The organism is Microvirga sp. CF3016 (assembly GCF_036314085.1).
In the GTDB taxonomy this organism is placed as follows: Bacteria; Pseudomonadota; Alphaproteobacteria; order Rhizobiales; family Beijerinckiaceae; genus Microvirga.
Genome location: NZ_JAYGGM010000004.1, coordinates 350,256 through 364,776 on the forward strand (window position 1 = coordinate 350,256; position 14,521 = coordinate 364,776).

Consider the following 14,521-nt stretch of genomic DNA (forward strand, 5'->3'; position numbering starts at 1 on the left):
TGACACAGGTCACGATCCAGAGAGGAACACCAGCAATGAAACGTCGTCAGTTTTTGCAGGCCGCAACGCTCGGCGCCGCCGCGACCACGGTGGCCGCCCCGGCCATCGCCCAGTCGATGCCCGAGATCAAGTGGCGCCTGCAATCGGGCTTCCCCAAGTCCCTCGACACGATCTACGGCGGCGCTGAGGTGATCGCGAAATTCGTCTCCGAGGCGACGGACGGCAAATTCCAGATCCAGCCCTTCGCGGCCGGTGAAATCGTCGGCCAGCCCCAGATCGCCGACGCGGTGGGCAACGGGACCATCGAGCTCGGCCATACCTGCTCGTACTATTATTTCGGCAAGGATCCGACCTTCGCCCTCGGCACGGCGGCGCCTTTCGGCCTGAATGCCCGCCAGATGAATGCCTGGCTCTATCAGGGCGGCGGCAACGACCTGCTGAACGAGTTCTACGCCAAGCACAACCTCTATGGCATGCCCGCGGGCAATACCGGCGTGCAGATGGGCGGCTGGTTCCGCAAGGAGATCAAGACCGTTCAGGACCTGCAGGGCCTGAAGATGCGCATCGCCGGCATCGCCGGTCTGGTGATGCAGAAGCTCGGCGCCGTGCCGCAGCAGATCCCCGGCGGCGACATCTACCCGGCTCTCGAGCGCGGCACCATCGACGCGGCCGAGTGGGTCGGCCCCTACGACGACGAGAAGCTCGGCTTCTCGAAAGTCGCGCCGTACTACTACTATCCGGGCTTCTGGGAGGGCGGCCCCGCCATTCATCTGTTCGTCAATCAGGCCAAATGGCGTGAACTGCCCAAGGCGTATCAGGCCATCCTGACGACGGCTGCCGGCTATGCCAACAACGACATGCTGGCCAAGTACGACGCCCGCAACCCGGCCGCCCTGCGCCGCCTCCTCGGCGCCGGCACTCAGCTGCGCCCGTACTCGCAGGAGATCCTGGAGGCTGCCTACAAGGCGACCAACGAGGTGTTCGACGAGACCTCGGCCAAGAACGCCGACTTCAAGAAGATCGTCGATGCGGTCAAGGCCTTCCGGAACGAGGAATATCTCTGGTTCCAAGTGGCCGAATACGCCTACGACACCTTCATGATCCGCGCCCGCGCCCGCGGCTGATCGATCCTGAAGCCACGGTTTCGAAGAAGGGCGGCCGTTCGGCCGCCCTTTTTTGCTGACCGTCGCGTGCCCACATAAGGCCCCTCGCCGCAATGGTGTCGCGGGCTCGCGCCTCGCCGGGCGTAAAGCCGTCCCGCGACCGTCTAAGGATCATCGACAGACGATGCGCTGGACTTTCCGGATCAGTTTCCTCCTCTTCCTGGCCTGGGCCATCTTCATGGTCTCGCCCTTCGTGGCGCTCTACGACCTGTCCAAGGCCGTCGAGGCCAGGGACCTGGACCGGATCACCGAACGGGTGAACTTCAATGCGCTTCGCGTCTCCCTGGCGCGTCAGATCCTGGGCGAATACCTGAAGACGCAGGATCTCGACGGACTGGGCCGGCAGGCCGCGGCGCAAGCGGGAACAGCCGTCCTCAACCCGGTCCTGGAGGAACTCATCACCCCCCAGGCCGTCATGGACCTTCTCGAGGACGGACAGCTGCAGCAGGCCGCAGGGCCAAAGGGCGGCACCGGGCTTTTCTTTCCGGTCGGCTTCGATGGCCCCTCGCTCGGGCAAGCCTGGCGGACGTTCATCATGTCGGAATCGCAGGGCTTCCGGTCCATCACGATCCCGGCCCCGGTGGATGAGCCGAAGGACCGGCAGTTCAAGATCACCCTGCGCCTGAGATACGCGACCTGGCGCCTGACCGGGATCGAGCTTCCGGAGCCACTCAAGGAAGAATTGATCAAGCGAGCCTCGGCGGCGACAAAGTAGAGATCCGGCCTTACAGGCAATTATCGGAACCTGGAGCATAACAGGAGCGTTCCCGATCAGACGATTATCTGACGAAGGATCAAGTTATGCGTAAACTTGCTTTGGGCATCGCCGCAGCATCCCTTTTGATCATGCCTCAACTTGCGTCGGCCCAGGAAGGCACGGCGGCCGGGGTTGCAACCGGCGCCGTGACGGGCGCCATCGTCGGCGGCCCCGTGGGCGCCGTTGTCGGTGCGGGCGTCGGCGGCATTGCGGGCGGGCTGGCCGAGCAGAACGCGAAGGTGCAGGCTGCCCCCGGGGTCGTCGTGGTTCCCGATGCGGCAACAACCGGTTCGATCAGGCAGCGGACCTGCACGGTCGATACTTACGGCAATCAGGCCTGTACGGAAGTCGTGCGGTAGAGGCGAAGCAAAACCATGAAATCGAAAAGCCCGCCTGATGATGTCAGGCGGGCTTTTCGGTACGCGGCACTGAAGCTATTCCGGCACATTCCACTTCCATAGAGAAGAACGCCTGCGACATTCGTCAGTGGGTGAATAACCACCCGATCGTGGCAAGCGGAAACACAGTGCCAAGAATAAAATAGATGACTTGCGAGGTCATATGAACTTCCTCCATGGCACAACAACCAGGAACATCAAAATCCGTTCCGCTGTTTTACGAAACTGTGCAAACAGGCATGAAGTCGATCCATACGATGTAATCTCAAATAACTTGGATCTACATCCGGATCGATGGAGGGAACCGAGCCTCTTCCGCTTCGATTGTCAGAGCGGAGAAGGTGAGGCGTAAACGATGAACAATCAGGACCGTTCCGCGCGAGGTTTCATGAACGATGCGGAGTTCGTGCGTAAGGTCCTCATCGTTCTCGGGATCACCCTGCTCGCGCTCCTCCTCTGGAAATTGTCGGACGTTCTTCTTCTCGCCTTCGGGGCCGTTCTCGTGGCCATCCTGCTCCATGCGGCCTCGGACGCGCTGGTGCGCTTTCTCAAGGTGCCCAGCCGCTGGAGCTTGACCGCCGCCAGCCTGCTCATCTTCATCCTGTTCCTGGCCATCATCGCCCTCTTCGGAACGCAGGTCCGGGCCCAATTCTCCAACGTGGTCGAACGGCTCCCCTTCGCGGTCGACAACTTCAGCAAGCAACTCGGCCTCGGACCGGTGAGCGACGATCTGTCGGAGATCGTCAGCAATGCGCCGACCGGCGGAATGGCGGCCCGTCTTGCGGGGATCGGCGGCGCCATCCTCAACGGCTTGGCTGATTTCATCCTCGTGGTGATCGCGGGCCTCTACATCGCCGCCGCGCCGCGGCTTTACCGGGAGGGGTTCGTCAAGCTTTTCCCGATGCACCACCATCCACGGGTCCACAGCTCCCTGCAGGCGTCCGGAGAGGCCCTGAAGCTGTGGCTGACCTCGCAGCTGATCGCGATGGCCTGCGTCGCAGTGCTCTCCACCATCGCCTTCTGGCTGATCGGCCTGCCCTCGGCCCTGGCGCTCGGCCTCATCGCGGGCATCGCCGATTTCATCCCATTCCTCGGGCCGATCCTGGGAGCGCTGCCGGCCATCCTGATCGCGTTCAGCGTGAGCGGCGAGGCCGCTCTCTGGACCGTGCTCGCGGTCATGGCGATCCAGCAGATCGAGGGCAATGTCATCTTCCCTCTGGTGGCGCGACACGTGATCAGCGTTCCTCCCGCCCTGGCGCTGTTTGCCATCTTGATCGGCAGCGTCCTGTTCGGCACCCTCGGCCTGATCTTCGGCTTTCCCCTCGCGGTGGTCACCTACGTGCTGGTGAAGAAGCTCTACGTGCGCGAGACCCTCGGGGAGCAGACCGACGTTCCCGGCGAGCCCGGCAGCGGCAGCCGGCAAGAGGCCGGCTCCTGATCGCGGATTTGGCGGGAGGGCGATATCCGGCCGTTCACGAACCGAGTCCCAACCCTTGCGCCCTTGCGGGCTGGAGCACATGCCTTACACTGTGATGAGCTTCTATTGGGCGGAATGAGATCCTGCGCGTCTTGCAGTGGGCCAACCACGCAGGTCTCAGGTGTTACGGCATTCCGGACTTGCCAGGTGAGGTCGAGGTCACACGAATTCGACACGTGAAGGAGGCTGCCATGAGGGCCTGTACGCTCGGTTTGACGGTGTTGGTCGGAAGCCTTTGGGGCTCGACCGTCATGGCCCAGGAGCCCCCGCGCTTCAATGTCGAGGCGACCTGCAAAGAGGCGCGTGCCCTGACGCCGCAGGATACGAACCCGTACGAAAGCTGCATGCGCGACGAGACGGCGGCGGAACGCCAGCTTCGCGCGATGTGGAGCAGCGCGCCTGCCGGCCAACGGGACATGTGCGGGCAGGAGGCGCAAATCGGCGGGACGCCGAGCTATGTGGACATGCTCACCTGCCTGCAGATCGCCCAGGGAACGAGCCCGACGCTGGTGTCGCGGCGCCGGAAGCCTGCACAATAAGGCCCAATGACAGGACCATCGCGGAGGCAGCGGCGCTGAGCGTATCAGATCTGCGGCTTCGGAATGGGATTCGAGCGGCGCGGCTTCGGCGCCTCGACCAGACGGAAACGCACCGGAGGCGACGTCCAGTCGAACGGCAGCGGGAGCGGAACCGTGCAGGTGGTCAGGAGGCTGCGCCCCTCGTTGTTCCTCACCTCGAACACGAAGCCGGGCCGCTCCATCCGTGCGCAGTTCGGCCAGTGGCCGAAGTCGATCCAGTCGCTCATCGGTGCATCCCCAAAGCCTCCCATCAGAGATAGAAGTCGGTGGCGCCCATGGTCGAGATGCCCGTGACGTTGATGCGGAAATCGGCGGTCCTGTCGCCGTTCACGTCGCCGGAGAGCACCCCGCCAGCGAAGGCCAACTGGCCGCTCTGACCCGTGAAGGACGTGTTTCCGATGAAGAAAAAGGCCTGATCTCCGCCGGCGGCCGCATTGGCATCGATGGTGCGCAGATCGATCCGGTCGGAGCCCCGAAGGAAATCCTGGATCGTGTCGCGGGCGCTCGACAGCGAATCCCGGACGGAGTTGAAATCGAAGATGTCCGCTCCGGCGCCTCCAGCGAGCGTGTCGGCTCCAGCACCGCCGTCGAGCGAATCTCCTGCGCCGAGCCCGTACAGCTTGTCCGTTCCGGCACTGCCTCTGAGCAGGTTGGCACCCTCGTTGCCGGTCAAGGAATCGTTGCCCGATCCGCCTACGGCATTCTCGATGAGCGAACGCGTGTCACCTTGGTACAGCAACGCATTGGCGATGTTGCCGACAGCAACCTTCGAGCCGTCCCAGTTCAGCTTGGCAAGCTGAGCGGTGGACGTCTTGGTCCATTCTCCGGGACGGAGATCGACCTTGAGATTGGTGGCATAGTTGGAAAGGTCGTACGTGTCGCTTCCGCCGCCGTCCCAGACGGTCAGGAAGATCTTGTTGCCGCCGGGCCTTCCCTGACCGATGCCGTTGATCGCCATCTCGCCGGTCGTCGCATTCCAGGTATAGGTCGAGTTGCCGCCGTTCGTGGCGTAGTTCGCCCCATACATGTGCTGCACGGCCGCGATGTCGTACATCATCAGCGACTGCGCATAGCCCCAGGTCTCGTTGGTGTAGCCTGCCGTCGTCGAGCCGCCGGCATAGGAACGGTAGCTCATGACCGTATATTCCAGCGTGTCCCGATCCTGCGGCATGGCATTTTCGTGCGGATGCTCGAGGCCAAGCGCGTGACCGAGCTCATGCAGGAAGACCATGAAGGCATAATTGCCCTTCACCGGGTTGGTGAAATAGCCATTGGAACTGTTGAACCAGACATCCCCGCCTTCCGCCGCCGTGCTCGGAAGGTAGGCCCAGGCCGAGCCGGTCTTGTCCGACATCGCAAGGCGGACATCGGCATGCTGCGTGTCAGTTTCTGCGATCTCCGTGAAGGTCAGATTCGCCACCGAGGCATAGGTCTTGAGGGCATTGCGAGCGGTCGTCTGCTGAACGGCACCGAGGCTCCCGAAATTCGTAATGTTCTCAGCCGTTCCGTATGAATTCCCGAAATGTGAGCCACTGGTAGGAAAACTGTAAGTTATGCTGTTGATCGCCCATTTATATCCGCCGAGAACACCATCGATATACGCATTACCAGTCAGGCCATAAGTAGCAATAGCAGGCATAAAACCACCCTGTTCGGAAATTATTCTGAAGAATACGGGATCAGAACTGATGCGGGGTCGAGAATGGTCGCTTCTCAAGGCCGCGGTGGCAATTACTCGAAAGAGATGGCGACTACTCGAAAGGGGTAGGATTCAGGCCGGCCACTGGTCTTACTGCAGCGGCCCATGCATCATGCAGCCTGGTCACTGCGCCTTTCTGAGGCGAGCGCGGTCGTTCGATCGTCGCGACGCGCGGATCTGCGACGGTTTGCCCGGCGAGAAGGCACGGCATCAGCCCTACCGGTCGGACGAACGCAGCCTCGACGGCGGATCAGCAAAACGCGTCTGCGCCCGCCACAGGAGCGCTCACGCCTCCCGGACGCCGGGATCCTCCATCGGCCAGTCGGTGATGCGCTCCAGGAGTTCGGCGATCGTGAAGTCTTCCTCCGGCCCGGCGACCCGGTCACGGACGGAGATTCCGGCGGCGTGCACCGTCTCCGGATCGCCCGAGACGAGCGGGTGCCACCAATAGAGGTCGTGCCCCTCGGCCACCAGCCGGTACGCGCAGGTGTGGGGCAGCCAGGAGAGGCCGCGCACGGCCTGCGGCGTCAGGCGCACGCAATCGGCCACCTTGGCCTGCCGGTTCGGATAGTCGCGGCAGCGGCAGGTCTGGTCGTCGAGAAGGGTGCAGCCCACATTCGTGTACATCACCTCGGCCGTATCCTCGTCCTCGAGCTTGACGAGGCAGCAGCGCCCGCAGCCGTCGCACAGGCTCTCCCACTCGTCGAGGTCCATGGCCTCGAGCGGCTTCACGCGCCAGAAGGGCTGCTCCTCGGGCTGAGGGCGGATGACAGGTGCGGCATTTGGCATGTGGGCGCTTTGACGTCTCTTTGAGGCGGTTTGAAGGACGGTGCTAAACCGAATAGCGGGCCGCCGATACTTCTGAAGAGGTAAATCGCCCTGAACCTCCAAACAAGGTTTTGAGTTATATATATCAGCATCGCCACGCTTCGGCGTTGCCGACAACGAATTCAAGGATCATAACGAGGCAGGTCAGACCCTGACTGCCCCAAAGGACCATCGTGAGCCAGCAGCCTCCCATCCCCTTTACGACGCGGATCAAGCGCGCGGCGCTGTGGTTCGATGCTTGGCTCAACTCTGCGCTGTTCCAGAGCGGACGTGGGCTGGCCGCCGGATGGGGCTGGTACTCGGAAAAGATGCGGTGCCTGCGGTTCCGCGGGCCCCTTCGCGGGATCCTGGATCTGACCAGCGAGGCGACGACCCTGGGCGTCGTTGGCGGCATCGTCATGCTGGCCCTCGCCCTCCCGGCGTTCCGGGAGACGGAGGACGACTGGCTGAAGACCCAGGATCTCGCGGTCACCTTCCTCGACCGTTACGGCCAGGAGGTCGGGCGCCGCGGTCTCCACCTCGACGATTCCTACAAGCTCGAGGATTTCCCGGACTACATGATCAAGGCCGCCCTGGCGACGGAAGACCGGCGCTTCTATGACCACTGGGGCATCGACCCGATCGGCACCTTCCGGGCTCTCGTGGTGAACGCCCAGGGCGGCGGCGTCGTCCAGGGCGGCTCCTCCATCACCCAGCAGCTGGCCAAGAACCTCTTCCTCACCAACGAGCGATCCCTGGAACGCAAGATCAAGGAAGCCTTCCTGGCCATCTGGCTCGAGTTCCACCTGACCAAGGACGAGATCCTCAAACTCTATCTCGACCGCGCCTATATGGGCGGCGGCGCCCACGGCGTCGTGGCGGCGGCGGACTACTATTTCGGCAAGCCCGCCAAGGAGCTGACCCTGGCGGAATCCGCCATGCTGGCCGGCCTGTTCAAGGCCCCGACCAAATATGCCCCGCACGTGAACCTGCCGGCAGCCCGCGCCCGAGCGAACGAGGTCCTGCGCAACATGGTCGAGGCTGGCTTCCTGACGGAAGGCCAGATCCAGACGGCGCGGCGCAATCCGGCGACCCCGATCAACCGCGAGCGCGAGACGACCCCCGACTTCTACCTCGACTGGGCGTTCGAGCAGGTGAAGGCCCTCGCGTCCCAGAAGAAGTTCGGCAACGAGCGCGTGCTGATCGTGAAGACGCCTCTCGACACGGCGCTGCAGCGCCACACGGAAGAGACGCTGGAAAACATGCTCCGCCAGCATGGACGCCAGTACAAGGCCGGCCAGGGCGCGATCGTCGTCATGGACGTGGACGGCGCCGTGCGCACCATCGTCGGCGGGCGGGACTACGGTCAGAGCCAGTTCAACCGCGCCACCGGGGGCCTCCGGCAGCCCGGCTCGTCCTTCAAGCCGTTCGTCTATGTGGCGGCCATGACCACCAACCCCAAGCTGCGGCCCAATTCGAACGTGGTCGATCAGCCGATCTGCCTGGGCAACTGGTGTCCGCAGAACTATGGCCGATCCTTCTCCGGCTCCATGTCCCTCACCTCGGCACTCGCCCGCTCGATCAACTCGATCCCCGTTCGGATGTCGCTGGAGATCGGCAAGGGCAATGCCAAGGCAGGCCGGGCGGTGATCATCGATACGGCCAAGCGCATGGGTCTCACCCACCCGCTGACGGATTCGAGCTCGCTGCCCATCGGCGCCGCCGAGGTCACCCCCATCGACATGGCGGCCTCCTACGCGGTCTTCGCCAATGGCGGCAAGCGCGCCGATCCCTATGCCGCCTGGGAGGTTCGTAACTCCTCCGGGGAGATCATCTACCGTCACGATCGGGATACCCCGCCCAAGCAGGTGCTCGACACCCGCGTCGTCCACGACATGAACTTCATGCTCAACAAGGTGGTCGAGGAAGGAACCGGCAAGCGTGCCGCGCTCGAAGGCATTCCTGTCGCGGGCAAGACCGGCACCACCAACGGCTACAAGGATGCCTGGTTCGTGGGCTTTACCGGCAACCTCGTCGCCAGCGTCTGGTACGGCAACGACGATTCGAGCCCCATGAACGACATGACCGGCGGCACCCTTCCCGCCATGACCTGGCACGAGGTGATGAATCTCGCCCACCAGAACCTGGAGATCCGCCCCATTCCCGGCGCGAGCCCGGCGAATGCCTCCCGCGTGGCGTCGGCGAAAGGTCCCACGGCCGATCAGGCTCAGGCGCCCGCCCAGGCCTTCCTGGCCGGCACGCTCTCGCGCAAGTCATATGAGGTTCTCGGGGGCATCGGCACCCTGTTCCAGTCGGTCGACCGCTCCGTCACGACGGGCAAGGCTCCCGAGGCGCCGCGCAGCTCTGCGGCCGTGGACAGCCGCCGCCAAGTTGCCATGCCCTAACGAATGCAGACAGAGGCTCCCTTGACGAACGCCCCTGCGGCCGCTTCCATGCGCGCGCCATCCGCCCCGTTGTCGCCCGTGACCGTCAGACGCGTCCCAACAGCCTTCCTCGTGGTCTACACGCTGCTTCTGGCGCTGGGACTGGGGCTTGGCTCCGCCTATTGGGCGATGAACGGGGATCCGCCCTTCGGAAGCCTGCGTCTCGGCCCCTGGCAGGCTTGGCCGAAGCTCGGCTCGCCCGAGGCCGATCCCTACATGCGTGCGATCATCGCCCGGCACGGCGACGTGCCTTTGGCCACCGGCGAAGGACTGGGTTTCACGGCCCGGTCGGACAGCGAAGGCAGGCCGCTCGATTCCGCCTGCACGTATTCCGTCGGGGTCGTCGCGCCCGCCGCGCGGCTCTGGACGCTGACGCTCTACGATGGAGACGGACGCCTGCCTGCGACCGCGCTCGGGCGCCGAAGCTTCACCTCGGCGGAAGTGCTCCGGGACTACCAGGATCGGTTCAGCATCGCCCTGTCCCGCGCCTTGCAGCCGGGCAACTGGCTCCAGCTTCCCGCGTCCGGCCCCTTCACGCTGGCGCTGCGTCTCTACGATCCTCCCGGGGCTGCCGGCGCCAACCTCGAGGAAGCCGATTTCCCCATCATCCAGCGCCTGGGATGCGGAGCATGAGAGGGTTCGGTCGTTTCCTCATCGCCACCCTCTGCGGCATCGTGATCGCCGCGGGTGTTCATATCGCGGCCATTCTCGCCAGTCCCTATCTTGCCGAGCAGGACGCCTTCGCCAAGGTCCAGGCCACTCTGACCGCCGACAAGGCCCAGATCGTCAGCGCGCCGGGCGGCGAGAACACCTGGTTGCCGAGGCCGGATCCGGCCGTCGCCGTGGCGACGTGCGCCTTCGATCTGCGCAACGGCCCCATGCGCATCGCCGCCCGCACCGGATCCCTTCCTTTGTCCTTCTCCTTTCACAAGGAATCGGGCGGGGTCTTCTTCGCCGTCACGGACCGCGCCGCCGTGCGGGGCGAGCTCGAGATCGTCGCCATGACTGCCCGCCAGCTCGACGAGGCCCGGGCCGCGGAGGACGAGAACGATCCCTCGCGCGACGTGCGCATCGTCGCGCCGGAACAGCAGGGCTTCGTCATCGTGCGCGTGGCCGCTCCGAGTCCCAGCCTGCGGCCTCAGGCGGAGGACGCCGCCAAGGCGGTGTCATGCACCGCCGAGCAGGATACCTGAGGGCCATGCCCTGGCGGCCCATGATGGCCGAGGATCTGGCCGAGGTGCAGGTTCTTGCCGATACGATCCACCTCGGCCATCCGGAAGACCGTGAGGTCCTGGCGGAGCGTCGTCACCTCTATCCGCCAGGTTGCCTCATGCTGACCGAGGGCGAGAAGGCCGTCGGCTACGCGCTCACCCATCCCTGGCGCCTGGGAGAGCCGCCGCGCCTGAACGGGCTGCTGGGCGAGCTTCCTGCGGCTCCTACGACCTATTACATCCACGACGTTGCCATGCTGCCGGCAGCCCGCGGCAAAGGATATGCCGCGCAGGCGGTGGACAGGCTGACGGCCCATGCGCGCGCGGCGGGCTTCGACAATCTGTCGCTCGTCGCCGTCAACAGGTCACAGGCGTTTTGGGAGAAGGCCGGCTTTCGCGTCCTGACCCGACCGGGCCTGGCGGCGAAACTTGCGAGCTATGGGCCGGATGCGGTGCTCATGGTGCACGATCTGGCAAGCCCGATACGTGGCGCCTAACGGCGCCTCATCGTCATTGAAATCAGGATGAATTAAGAGCGGCGGCGTCCAGGGCTGTTGGAGGCCAGCGGGCGGGAAGGACCGGGATTGGGAGAAGGCCGCTCGTAGCGAACGCCGGTGAAGAGCAGGATCTCGCCTCGAGGCTCATCGGCGGACAGGGTCGGGCGCCGCGGACGTTCCATATGATCCGGAAAGGCGATCACCACTCCCGGTGATCTGGTCCAGACGTCTCGCATTGTGTCCTCCTCTATCGTGCCACTGGCTGCCTCTACGACTGACTCACAAAAAGTGACCTATGGTTAACAGTTGGTTTCCACGGGGCTTCGCACTGAAGAAAAATGCCTACCCTGACATGAAAACAACAATCACTGCCGCGCTTATGTTCCCCGGGCGGAATGCTTAAATTCCAAGTCCTTCGCGCCTGTTAAAGGTGCGCTAAGAAAGGCCCCCTAGCCTTCGACCGGTTGCGTTGAAGCGAGTGCGAGCATGGCGTCCTCTGCCAATCCGGATCTCTGGTCGGACCTGTCGGGTTTCGGGTCACCGGACGGCACATCCGATGCGCGCGCTGCTCTCCTGAAGGTGAACGCGGACATGTTCGTCGCCGCACCGGCGCGCGACCGCGAGAGCATCGAGACCTTCGAGACTCTCGTTCTGGGCTTCCTGCCGAAAACCGATCCTGCGACCCTGCTCGATCTCGCCCGCATCCTGGCGCCCTGCCCGGACACGCCGGCCTCCGTGCTCGAGTACCTGGCCCGGCATTCACCCGCCGCGCGCGAGATCGTGCAGCATCGCGTGACGCGGCTGCAGCCTAATTTCGGCACCAGGCAGCTTGCAACGCCGGAGGGGCGGCTCTCCCTCGCCTCGCAACCCGACCTCGATCCGGCCACCATCCACAAACTGCTGGCCCTGCGCGAGTGCGCGGTCGAGAACGCGCTTGCCAAAAATCCGGCCTTCGCTCCGGACACCGGACTGTTTACGGATCTGCTGCGGCGCGCCCGTCAGCGCCCCATCCTCGCCCGCATTCTTCTCGACCGCACCGATCTCCCGACGGCCGTTCAGGCGTCCCTCTATCTTGCTGCGGATCCCGAGCGCCGCAAAGCCATCCGCGAGCGCGTCGAAACGGCCCTCGCCCATCGGCGGGTCACCCTGTCGTTCGCGGTGACCGAGCAGGATCTCGCCGAACTTCTCGCCGCAGGGCTCAAGGGCGACGACCGCCGGCTGGAGGCTCTTCTCACCACACTTTTCGGCTTTCCCGCTTCGACGGAGTGGCGCATCCTCGAAACCGGACGCCACCGCCTGCTCGCTCTGGCCCTGAAGGTCTTGGGGCTGACACAGCAGGATGCGATCAGGATCTTCCTCAGCCTGCACCCGGCCCTGTCCTACCCGCTTTCCGCCATCAGGGAGCTGGTGCGGGAGATGCGGGACGTTCCCGGCCCCATCGCCCTCGCCCTCACCGAGGCCATCCTGGACGTCAGGACCCTGTCCGGAGAGGCGCTCGCATAGACGGCGAAGCGATCGTTCAAAGCCGCCGTTCGAACGTGGCGAAGGACGAATGCCGGCGCGACCGAGTTTCTGCTAGATTGCGTGTGCTGGCGATCGCACCGGAGGCTCGCATGTACCTGCACACGATCGAGGAAGAGCAAGCCACCGGCAGGGTCGCCGAGATCTACGAGCGGCAGAGGGCGCAAATCGGCTTCGTCATGGACGCCGCGAAATGCTTCACCGCCCGGCCGGACCTGCTGCCGATCTACACGGATTTTTCCGACCGGGTCCGCGCCGGCTTCTCGCTCGGCCTTCGGGAGTGGCGCCTGATCACGCTGATCGCCGCGAAGCACATCCCGTCCACCTACTGCTCCCATGTCTACAGCAGGCAGCTCATCGACGATCTCGGGTCGAAGGAGGCCGTGCTCGCGGTTCAACGGGATTTCCGGACCGCCGGCCTGCCCGACAAGGATGTGGAGATGCTGGCCTATGCGGAGACAATCGCGCAGGACGCATCCCGGATCTCCCAGGCCGACATCGACCGGCTGCGGGCGGTCGGGTTCTCCGACACGCAGATCTGCGACATCGCGCTCTGCGCGGCCTTCCGCTGTTTCGTGAGCCGTTTCTTCGACGCCGTCGGGGCGGGAACGGAGGCAGCCTTCATCAATGAAGACGCAGAGTTCCGGGCAACGATGAGTGTGGGTCGAGCCGTGTAAGCCGCAGGCTCCACAGGCCGGGCTTCCCGCTGCAGGGCGACCGCCCGATCAATCTTCGGATGCGAGGTCGAGGAAATGGCGTCCCGCCCTGTCGTCGACCTCCACCAACCAGAGGTCCGGATCGAAGCGGAGTTCGCGCGTCATGCGCTCCTCCACGTCGAGGGGCATCACGCCCTGCAGGATCGGCGAGAACAGGCGCTCGCCGCTTTCATCGAGGAAGAGCTGCGGCGCGGGACCATAGAGGCTCGCGGTGCCGTCGAGCCGATCCACCTTCACGAAGATGGCACCGGCCTCCGCGGCGCCGCGCTTGCGCAGAGCGGCATCGATGCCCTCCACCGAACAGCGGCGCAGATAGGCGGACACCCAGAAATCCGAGCGAAGCCTGGACACTAGGGGACCGCGATGCCGGAAGCGGCGGAGAGTTCGCGGACCGTCCTGGCGTTCAGCTCGCCCGTCACGGGCAGCCGGCGGTCCTGCTCGAAGCGCTCGATGGCCTGCCGCGTGCCGGAGCCCATCTGGCCGTCCACCTTCACGCTGTAACCCAGCCGGGCCAAGGCCCGCTGGCCTGCCAGAACCACGTCGCCCTGGTCGGGCCGCCCCACGTTGCCGGGCGGAACCGGCACCGGGCCGCCCAGGCGGATCATGTCCGCGATGGGATCGCGCGCGGCGCTCCGCGCCGGTGCCGGCGCAGCCGCCGGCGTGGTGGGAGCGGCAGCCTGCGGGGCGCGCGCCGGCGGGGCCGGAGCCGCTATGGGCTGGCCGCCGTTGCGGATCATGTCGGCAATCGGGCTCCGGGCAGGCGCCTTAGGCGCAGTGACCGGCGAGGGCGGCGCTGCCTCCGTTGCGGGATGAGCGACGGCCTCCTGAGGCGCCGCCGGATCATCGGCCGGCTTTGCTCCAGGACGGACGGGCGGCAGAGGCTGGGAGATCTCGGCCTCGGGCTCCGGCGCCAGCACGATCTCCCGCGTGTTGAAGAGCGGCGCCGGATGGCGGTTGCTTTGCAGCGCCAGCGCGTTCCAGGCGATCGCGCCGCCGCATCCGGTCAGGAACAGGGCGGCCAGGATCTGGCGCGGATGGCTGAAGACGAAGGCGGCCGCCCGCTCGCCCACCCCGGGCTTGCGTGGCGGCTTGGCGGCCCGCTTCTGCGCAGGGCGAGCCGGAGCCTTCCGGCGCACGACGGCAGGAAGGTCGAGATCGTCATCGGGATGATCGACAAAAGCTTCACGCAAGGGAGTCGTATCCGTCTTCGAAGATTGATGTCGTTTTGGTCCGCGCATCCTGCAAGACAAGGC

The 14,521-nt window shown here is 64.9% G+C and carries 17 protein-coding genes; 11 read left to right on the forward strand and 6 right to left on the reverse strand.

The features are described 5' to 3' along the window. Positions 1–35 precede the first annotated feature (35 nt). The 5 genes from VB672_RS08200 (at position 36) to VB672_RS08220 (ending at position 4,334) form a co-directional block, all read left to right on the forward strand. Positions 36–1,124, forward strand: a complete 1,089-nt coding sequence (locus VB672_RS08200) for a TRAP transporter substrate-binding protein (protein ID WP_329783683.1) — start codon at positions 36–38, stop codon at positions 1,122–1,124. 163 nt (positions 1,125–1,287) lie between these two features. After that, positions 1,288–1,878, forward strand: a complete 591-nt coding sequence (locus tag VB672_RS08205) for a DUF2939 domain-containing protein (protein ID WP_329783684.1) — start codon at positions 1,288–1,290, stop codon at positions 1,876–1,878. Positions 1,879–1,964: 86 nt separating this feature from the next. Continuing rightward, a complete protein-coding gene (locus VB672_RS08210) occupies positions 1,965–2,279 on the forward strand; it encodes a YMGG-like glycine zipper-containing protein (RefSeq protein WP_329783685.1) in 315 nt (104 codons plus the stop codon). Between the two features lie 394 nt (positions 2,280–2,673). After that, positions 2,674–3,756, forward strand: coding sequence for an AI-2E family transporter (locus tag VB672_RS08215; RefSeq protein ID WP_329783686.1), 1,083 nt, complete (start codon positions 2,674–2,676; stop codon positions 3,754–3,756). A 230-nt stretch (positions 3,757–3,986) separates the two neighbouring features. Next, a complete protein-coding gene (locus VB672_RS08220) occupies positions 3,987–4,334 on the forward strand; it encodes a hypothetical protein (RefSeq protein ID WP_329783687.1) in 348 nt (115 codons plus the stop codon). A 44-nt stretch (positions 4,335–4,378) separates the two neighbouring features. Here the strand turns inward: VB672_RS08220 and VB672_RS08225 are convergent, their stop codons facing one another. From VB672_RS08225 to VB672_RS08235, 3 genes are all read right to left on the reverse strand, one after another. After that, the gene (locus VB672_RS08225) at positions 4,379–4,600 is read right to left on the reverse strand and encodes a hypothetical protein (RefSeq protein ID WP_329783688.1); all 222 of its coding nucleotides are present in this window, start codon (positions 4,598–4,600) and stop codon (positions 4,379–4,381) included. A gap of 23 nt (positions 4,601–4,623) precedes the next feature. Then, the gene (locus VB672_RS08230) at positions 4,624–6,012 is read right to left on the reverse strand and encodes a M10 family metallopeptidase (RefSeq protein WP_329783689.1); all 1,389 of its coding nucleotides are present in this window, start codon (positions 6,010–6,012) and stop codon (positions 4,624–4,626) included. 345 nt (positions 6,013–6,357) lie between these two features. Beyond that, positions 6,358–6,861 carry a YcgN family cysteine cluster protein gene (locus tag VB672_RS08235; RefSeq protein ID WP_329783690.1) on the reverse strand — a complete coding sequence of 168 codons (504 nt, stop codon included), beginning with the start codon at positions 6,859–6,861 and terminating at the stop codon, positions 6,358–6,360. 212 nt (positions 6,862–7,073) lie between these two features. Between VB672_RS08235 and VB672_RS08240 the strand changes: the two genes are divergently transcribed. From VB672_RS08240 to VB672_RS08255, 4 genes are read left to right on the forward strand one after another with little or no spacing between them, the layout of a single operon-like run. After that, positions 7,074–9,284, forward strand: coding sequence for a transglycosylase domain-containing protein (locus VB672_RS08240; protein WP_329783691.1), 2,211 nt, complete (start codon positions 7,074–7,076; stop codon positions 9,282–9,284). Between the two features lie 21 nt (positions 9,285–9,305). Next, positions 9,306–9,956: a DUF1214 domain-containing protein gene (locus VB672_RS08245; protein WP_329783692.1), complete on the forward strand. Its 651-nt coding sequence runs from the start codon at positions 9,306–9,308 to the stop codon at positions 9,954–9,956. Next, entirely contained in the window at positions 9,953–10,516 is a 564-nt protein-coding gene (locus tag VB672_RS08250; protein ID WP_329783693.1) for a DUF1254 domain-containing protein, read from the forward strand. The genes VB672_RS08245 and VB672_RS08250 overlap by 4 nt, the downstream gene beginning before the upstream one ends. Before the next feature lie 5 nt (positions 10,517–10,521). Next, complete coding sequence (locus VB672_RS08255) at positions 10,522–11,031, forward strand: GNAT family N-acetyltransferase (protein ID WP_329783694.1); 510 nt, start codon at positions 10,522–10,524, stop codon at positions 11,029–11,031. 32 nt (positions 11,032–11,063) lie between these two features. Here VB672_RS08255 and VB672_RS08260 read toward each other — a convergent pair whose 3' ends face one another. Continuing rightward, positions 11,064–11,267 carry a hypothetical protein gene (locus tag VB672_RS08260; protein ID WP_329783695.1) on the reverse strand — a complete coding sequence of 68 codons (204 nt, stop codon included), beginning with the start codon at positions 11,265–11,267 and terminating at the stop codon, positions 11,064–11,066. Positions 11,268–11,517: 250 nt separating this feature from the next. Between VB672_RS08260 and VB672_RS08265 the strand changes: the two genes are divergently transcribed. Both VB672_RS08265 and VB672_RS08270 read left to right on the forward strand, forming a co-directional pair. After that, positions 11,518–12,534, forward strand: a complete 1,017-nt coding sequence (locus tag VB672_RS08265; protein ID WP_329783696.1) for a hypothetical protein — start codon at positions 11,518–11,520, stop codon at positions 12,532–12,534. A 110-nt stretch (positions 12,535–12,644) separates the two neighbouring features. Continuing rightward, entirely contained in the window at positions 12,645–13,229 is a 585-nt protein-coding gene (locus tag VB672_RS08270; RefSeq protein WP_329783697.1) for a carboxymuconolactone decarboxylase family protein, read from the forward strand. Between the two features lie 48 nt (positions 13,230–13,277). On the opposite strand, the gene VB672_RS08275 is transcribed toward VB672_RS08270, so the two are convergent. Then, positions 13,278–13,619 carry a DUF1491 family protein gene (locus tag VB672_RS08275; protein ID WP_329783698.1) on the reverse strand — a complete coding sequence of 114 codons (342 nt, stop codon included), beginning with the start codon at positions 13,617–13,619 and terminating at the stop codon, positions 13,278–13,280. Then, complete coding sequence (locus VB672_RS08280; RefSeq protein WP_329783699.1) at positions 13,619–14,458, reverse strand: peptidoglycan-binding domain-containing protein; 840 nt, start codon at positions 14,456–14,458, stop codon at positions 13,619–13,621. Before VB672_RS08280 ends, VB672_RS08275 begins: the two co-directional genes overlap by 1 nt. Positions 14,459–14,521 lie beyond the last annotated feature (63 nt).

Bases quoted from the DNA above. Each gene is read 5' to 3' on its own strand.
- VB672_RS08200 (WP_329783683.1), top strand. From the start codon at position 36: ATGAAACGTCGTCAGTTTTTGCAGGCCGCAACGCTCGGCGCCGCCGCG.
- VB672_RS08205 (WP_329783684.1), top strand. From the start codon at position 1,288: ATGCGCTGGACTTTCCGGATCAGTTTCCTCCTCTTCCTGGCCTGGGCC.
- VB672_RS08210 (WP_329783685.1), top strand. From the start codon at position 1,965: ATGCGTAAACTTGCTTTGGGCATCGCCGCAGCATCCCTTTTGATCATG.
- VB672_RS08215 (WP_329783686.1), top strand. From the start codon at position 2,674: ATGAACAATCAGGACCGTTCCGCGCGAGGTTTCATGAACGATGCGGAG.
- VB672_RS08220 (WP_329783687.1), top strand. From the start codon at position 3,987: ATGAGGGCCTGTACGCTCGGTTTGACGGTGTTGGTCGGAAGCCTTTGG.
- VB672_RS08225 (WP_329783688.1), bottom strand. From the start codon at position 4,600: ATGAGCGACTGGATCGACTTCGGCCACTGGCCGAACTGCGCACGGATG.
- VB672_RS08230 (WP_329783689.1), bottom strand. From the start codon at position 6,012: ATGCCTGCTATTGCTACTTATGGCCTGACTGGTAATGCGTATATCGAT.
- VB672_RS08235 (WP_329783690.1), bottom strand. From the start codon at position 6,861: ATGCCAAATGCCGCACCTGTCATCCGCCCTCAGCCCGAGGAGCAGCCC.
- VB672_RS08250 (WP_329783693.1), top strand. From the start codon at position 9,953: ATGAGAGGGTTCGGTCGTTTCCTCATCGCCACCCTCTGCGGCATCGTG.
- VB672_RS08255 (WP_329783694.1), top strand. From the start codon at position 10,522: ATGCCCTGGCGGCCCATGATGGCCGAGGATCTGGCCGAGGTGCAGGTT.
- VB672_RS08260 (WP_329783695.1), bottom strand. From the start codon at position 11,267: ATGCGAGACGTCTGGACCAGATCACCGGGAGTGGTGATCGCCTTTCCG.
- VB672_RS08265 (WP_329783696.1), top strand. From the start codon at position 11,518: ATGGCGTCCTCTGCCAATCCGGATCTCTGGTCGGACCTGTCGGGTTTC.
- VB672_RS08270 (WP_329783697.1), top strand. From the start codon at position 12,645: ATGTACCTGCACACGATCGAGGAAGAGCAAGCCACCGGCAGGGTCGCC.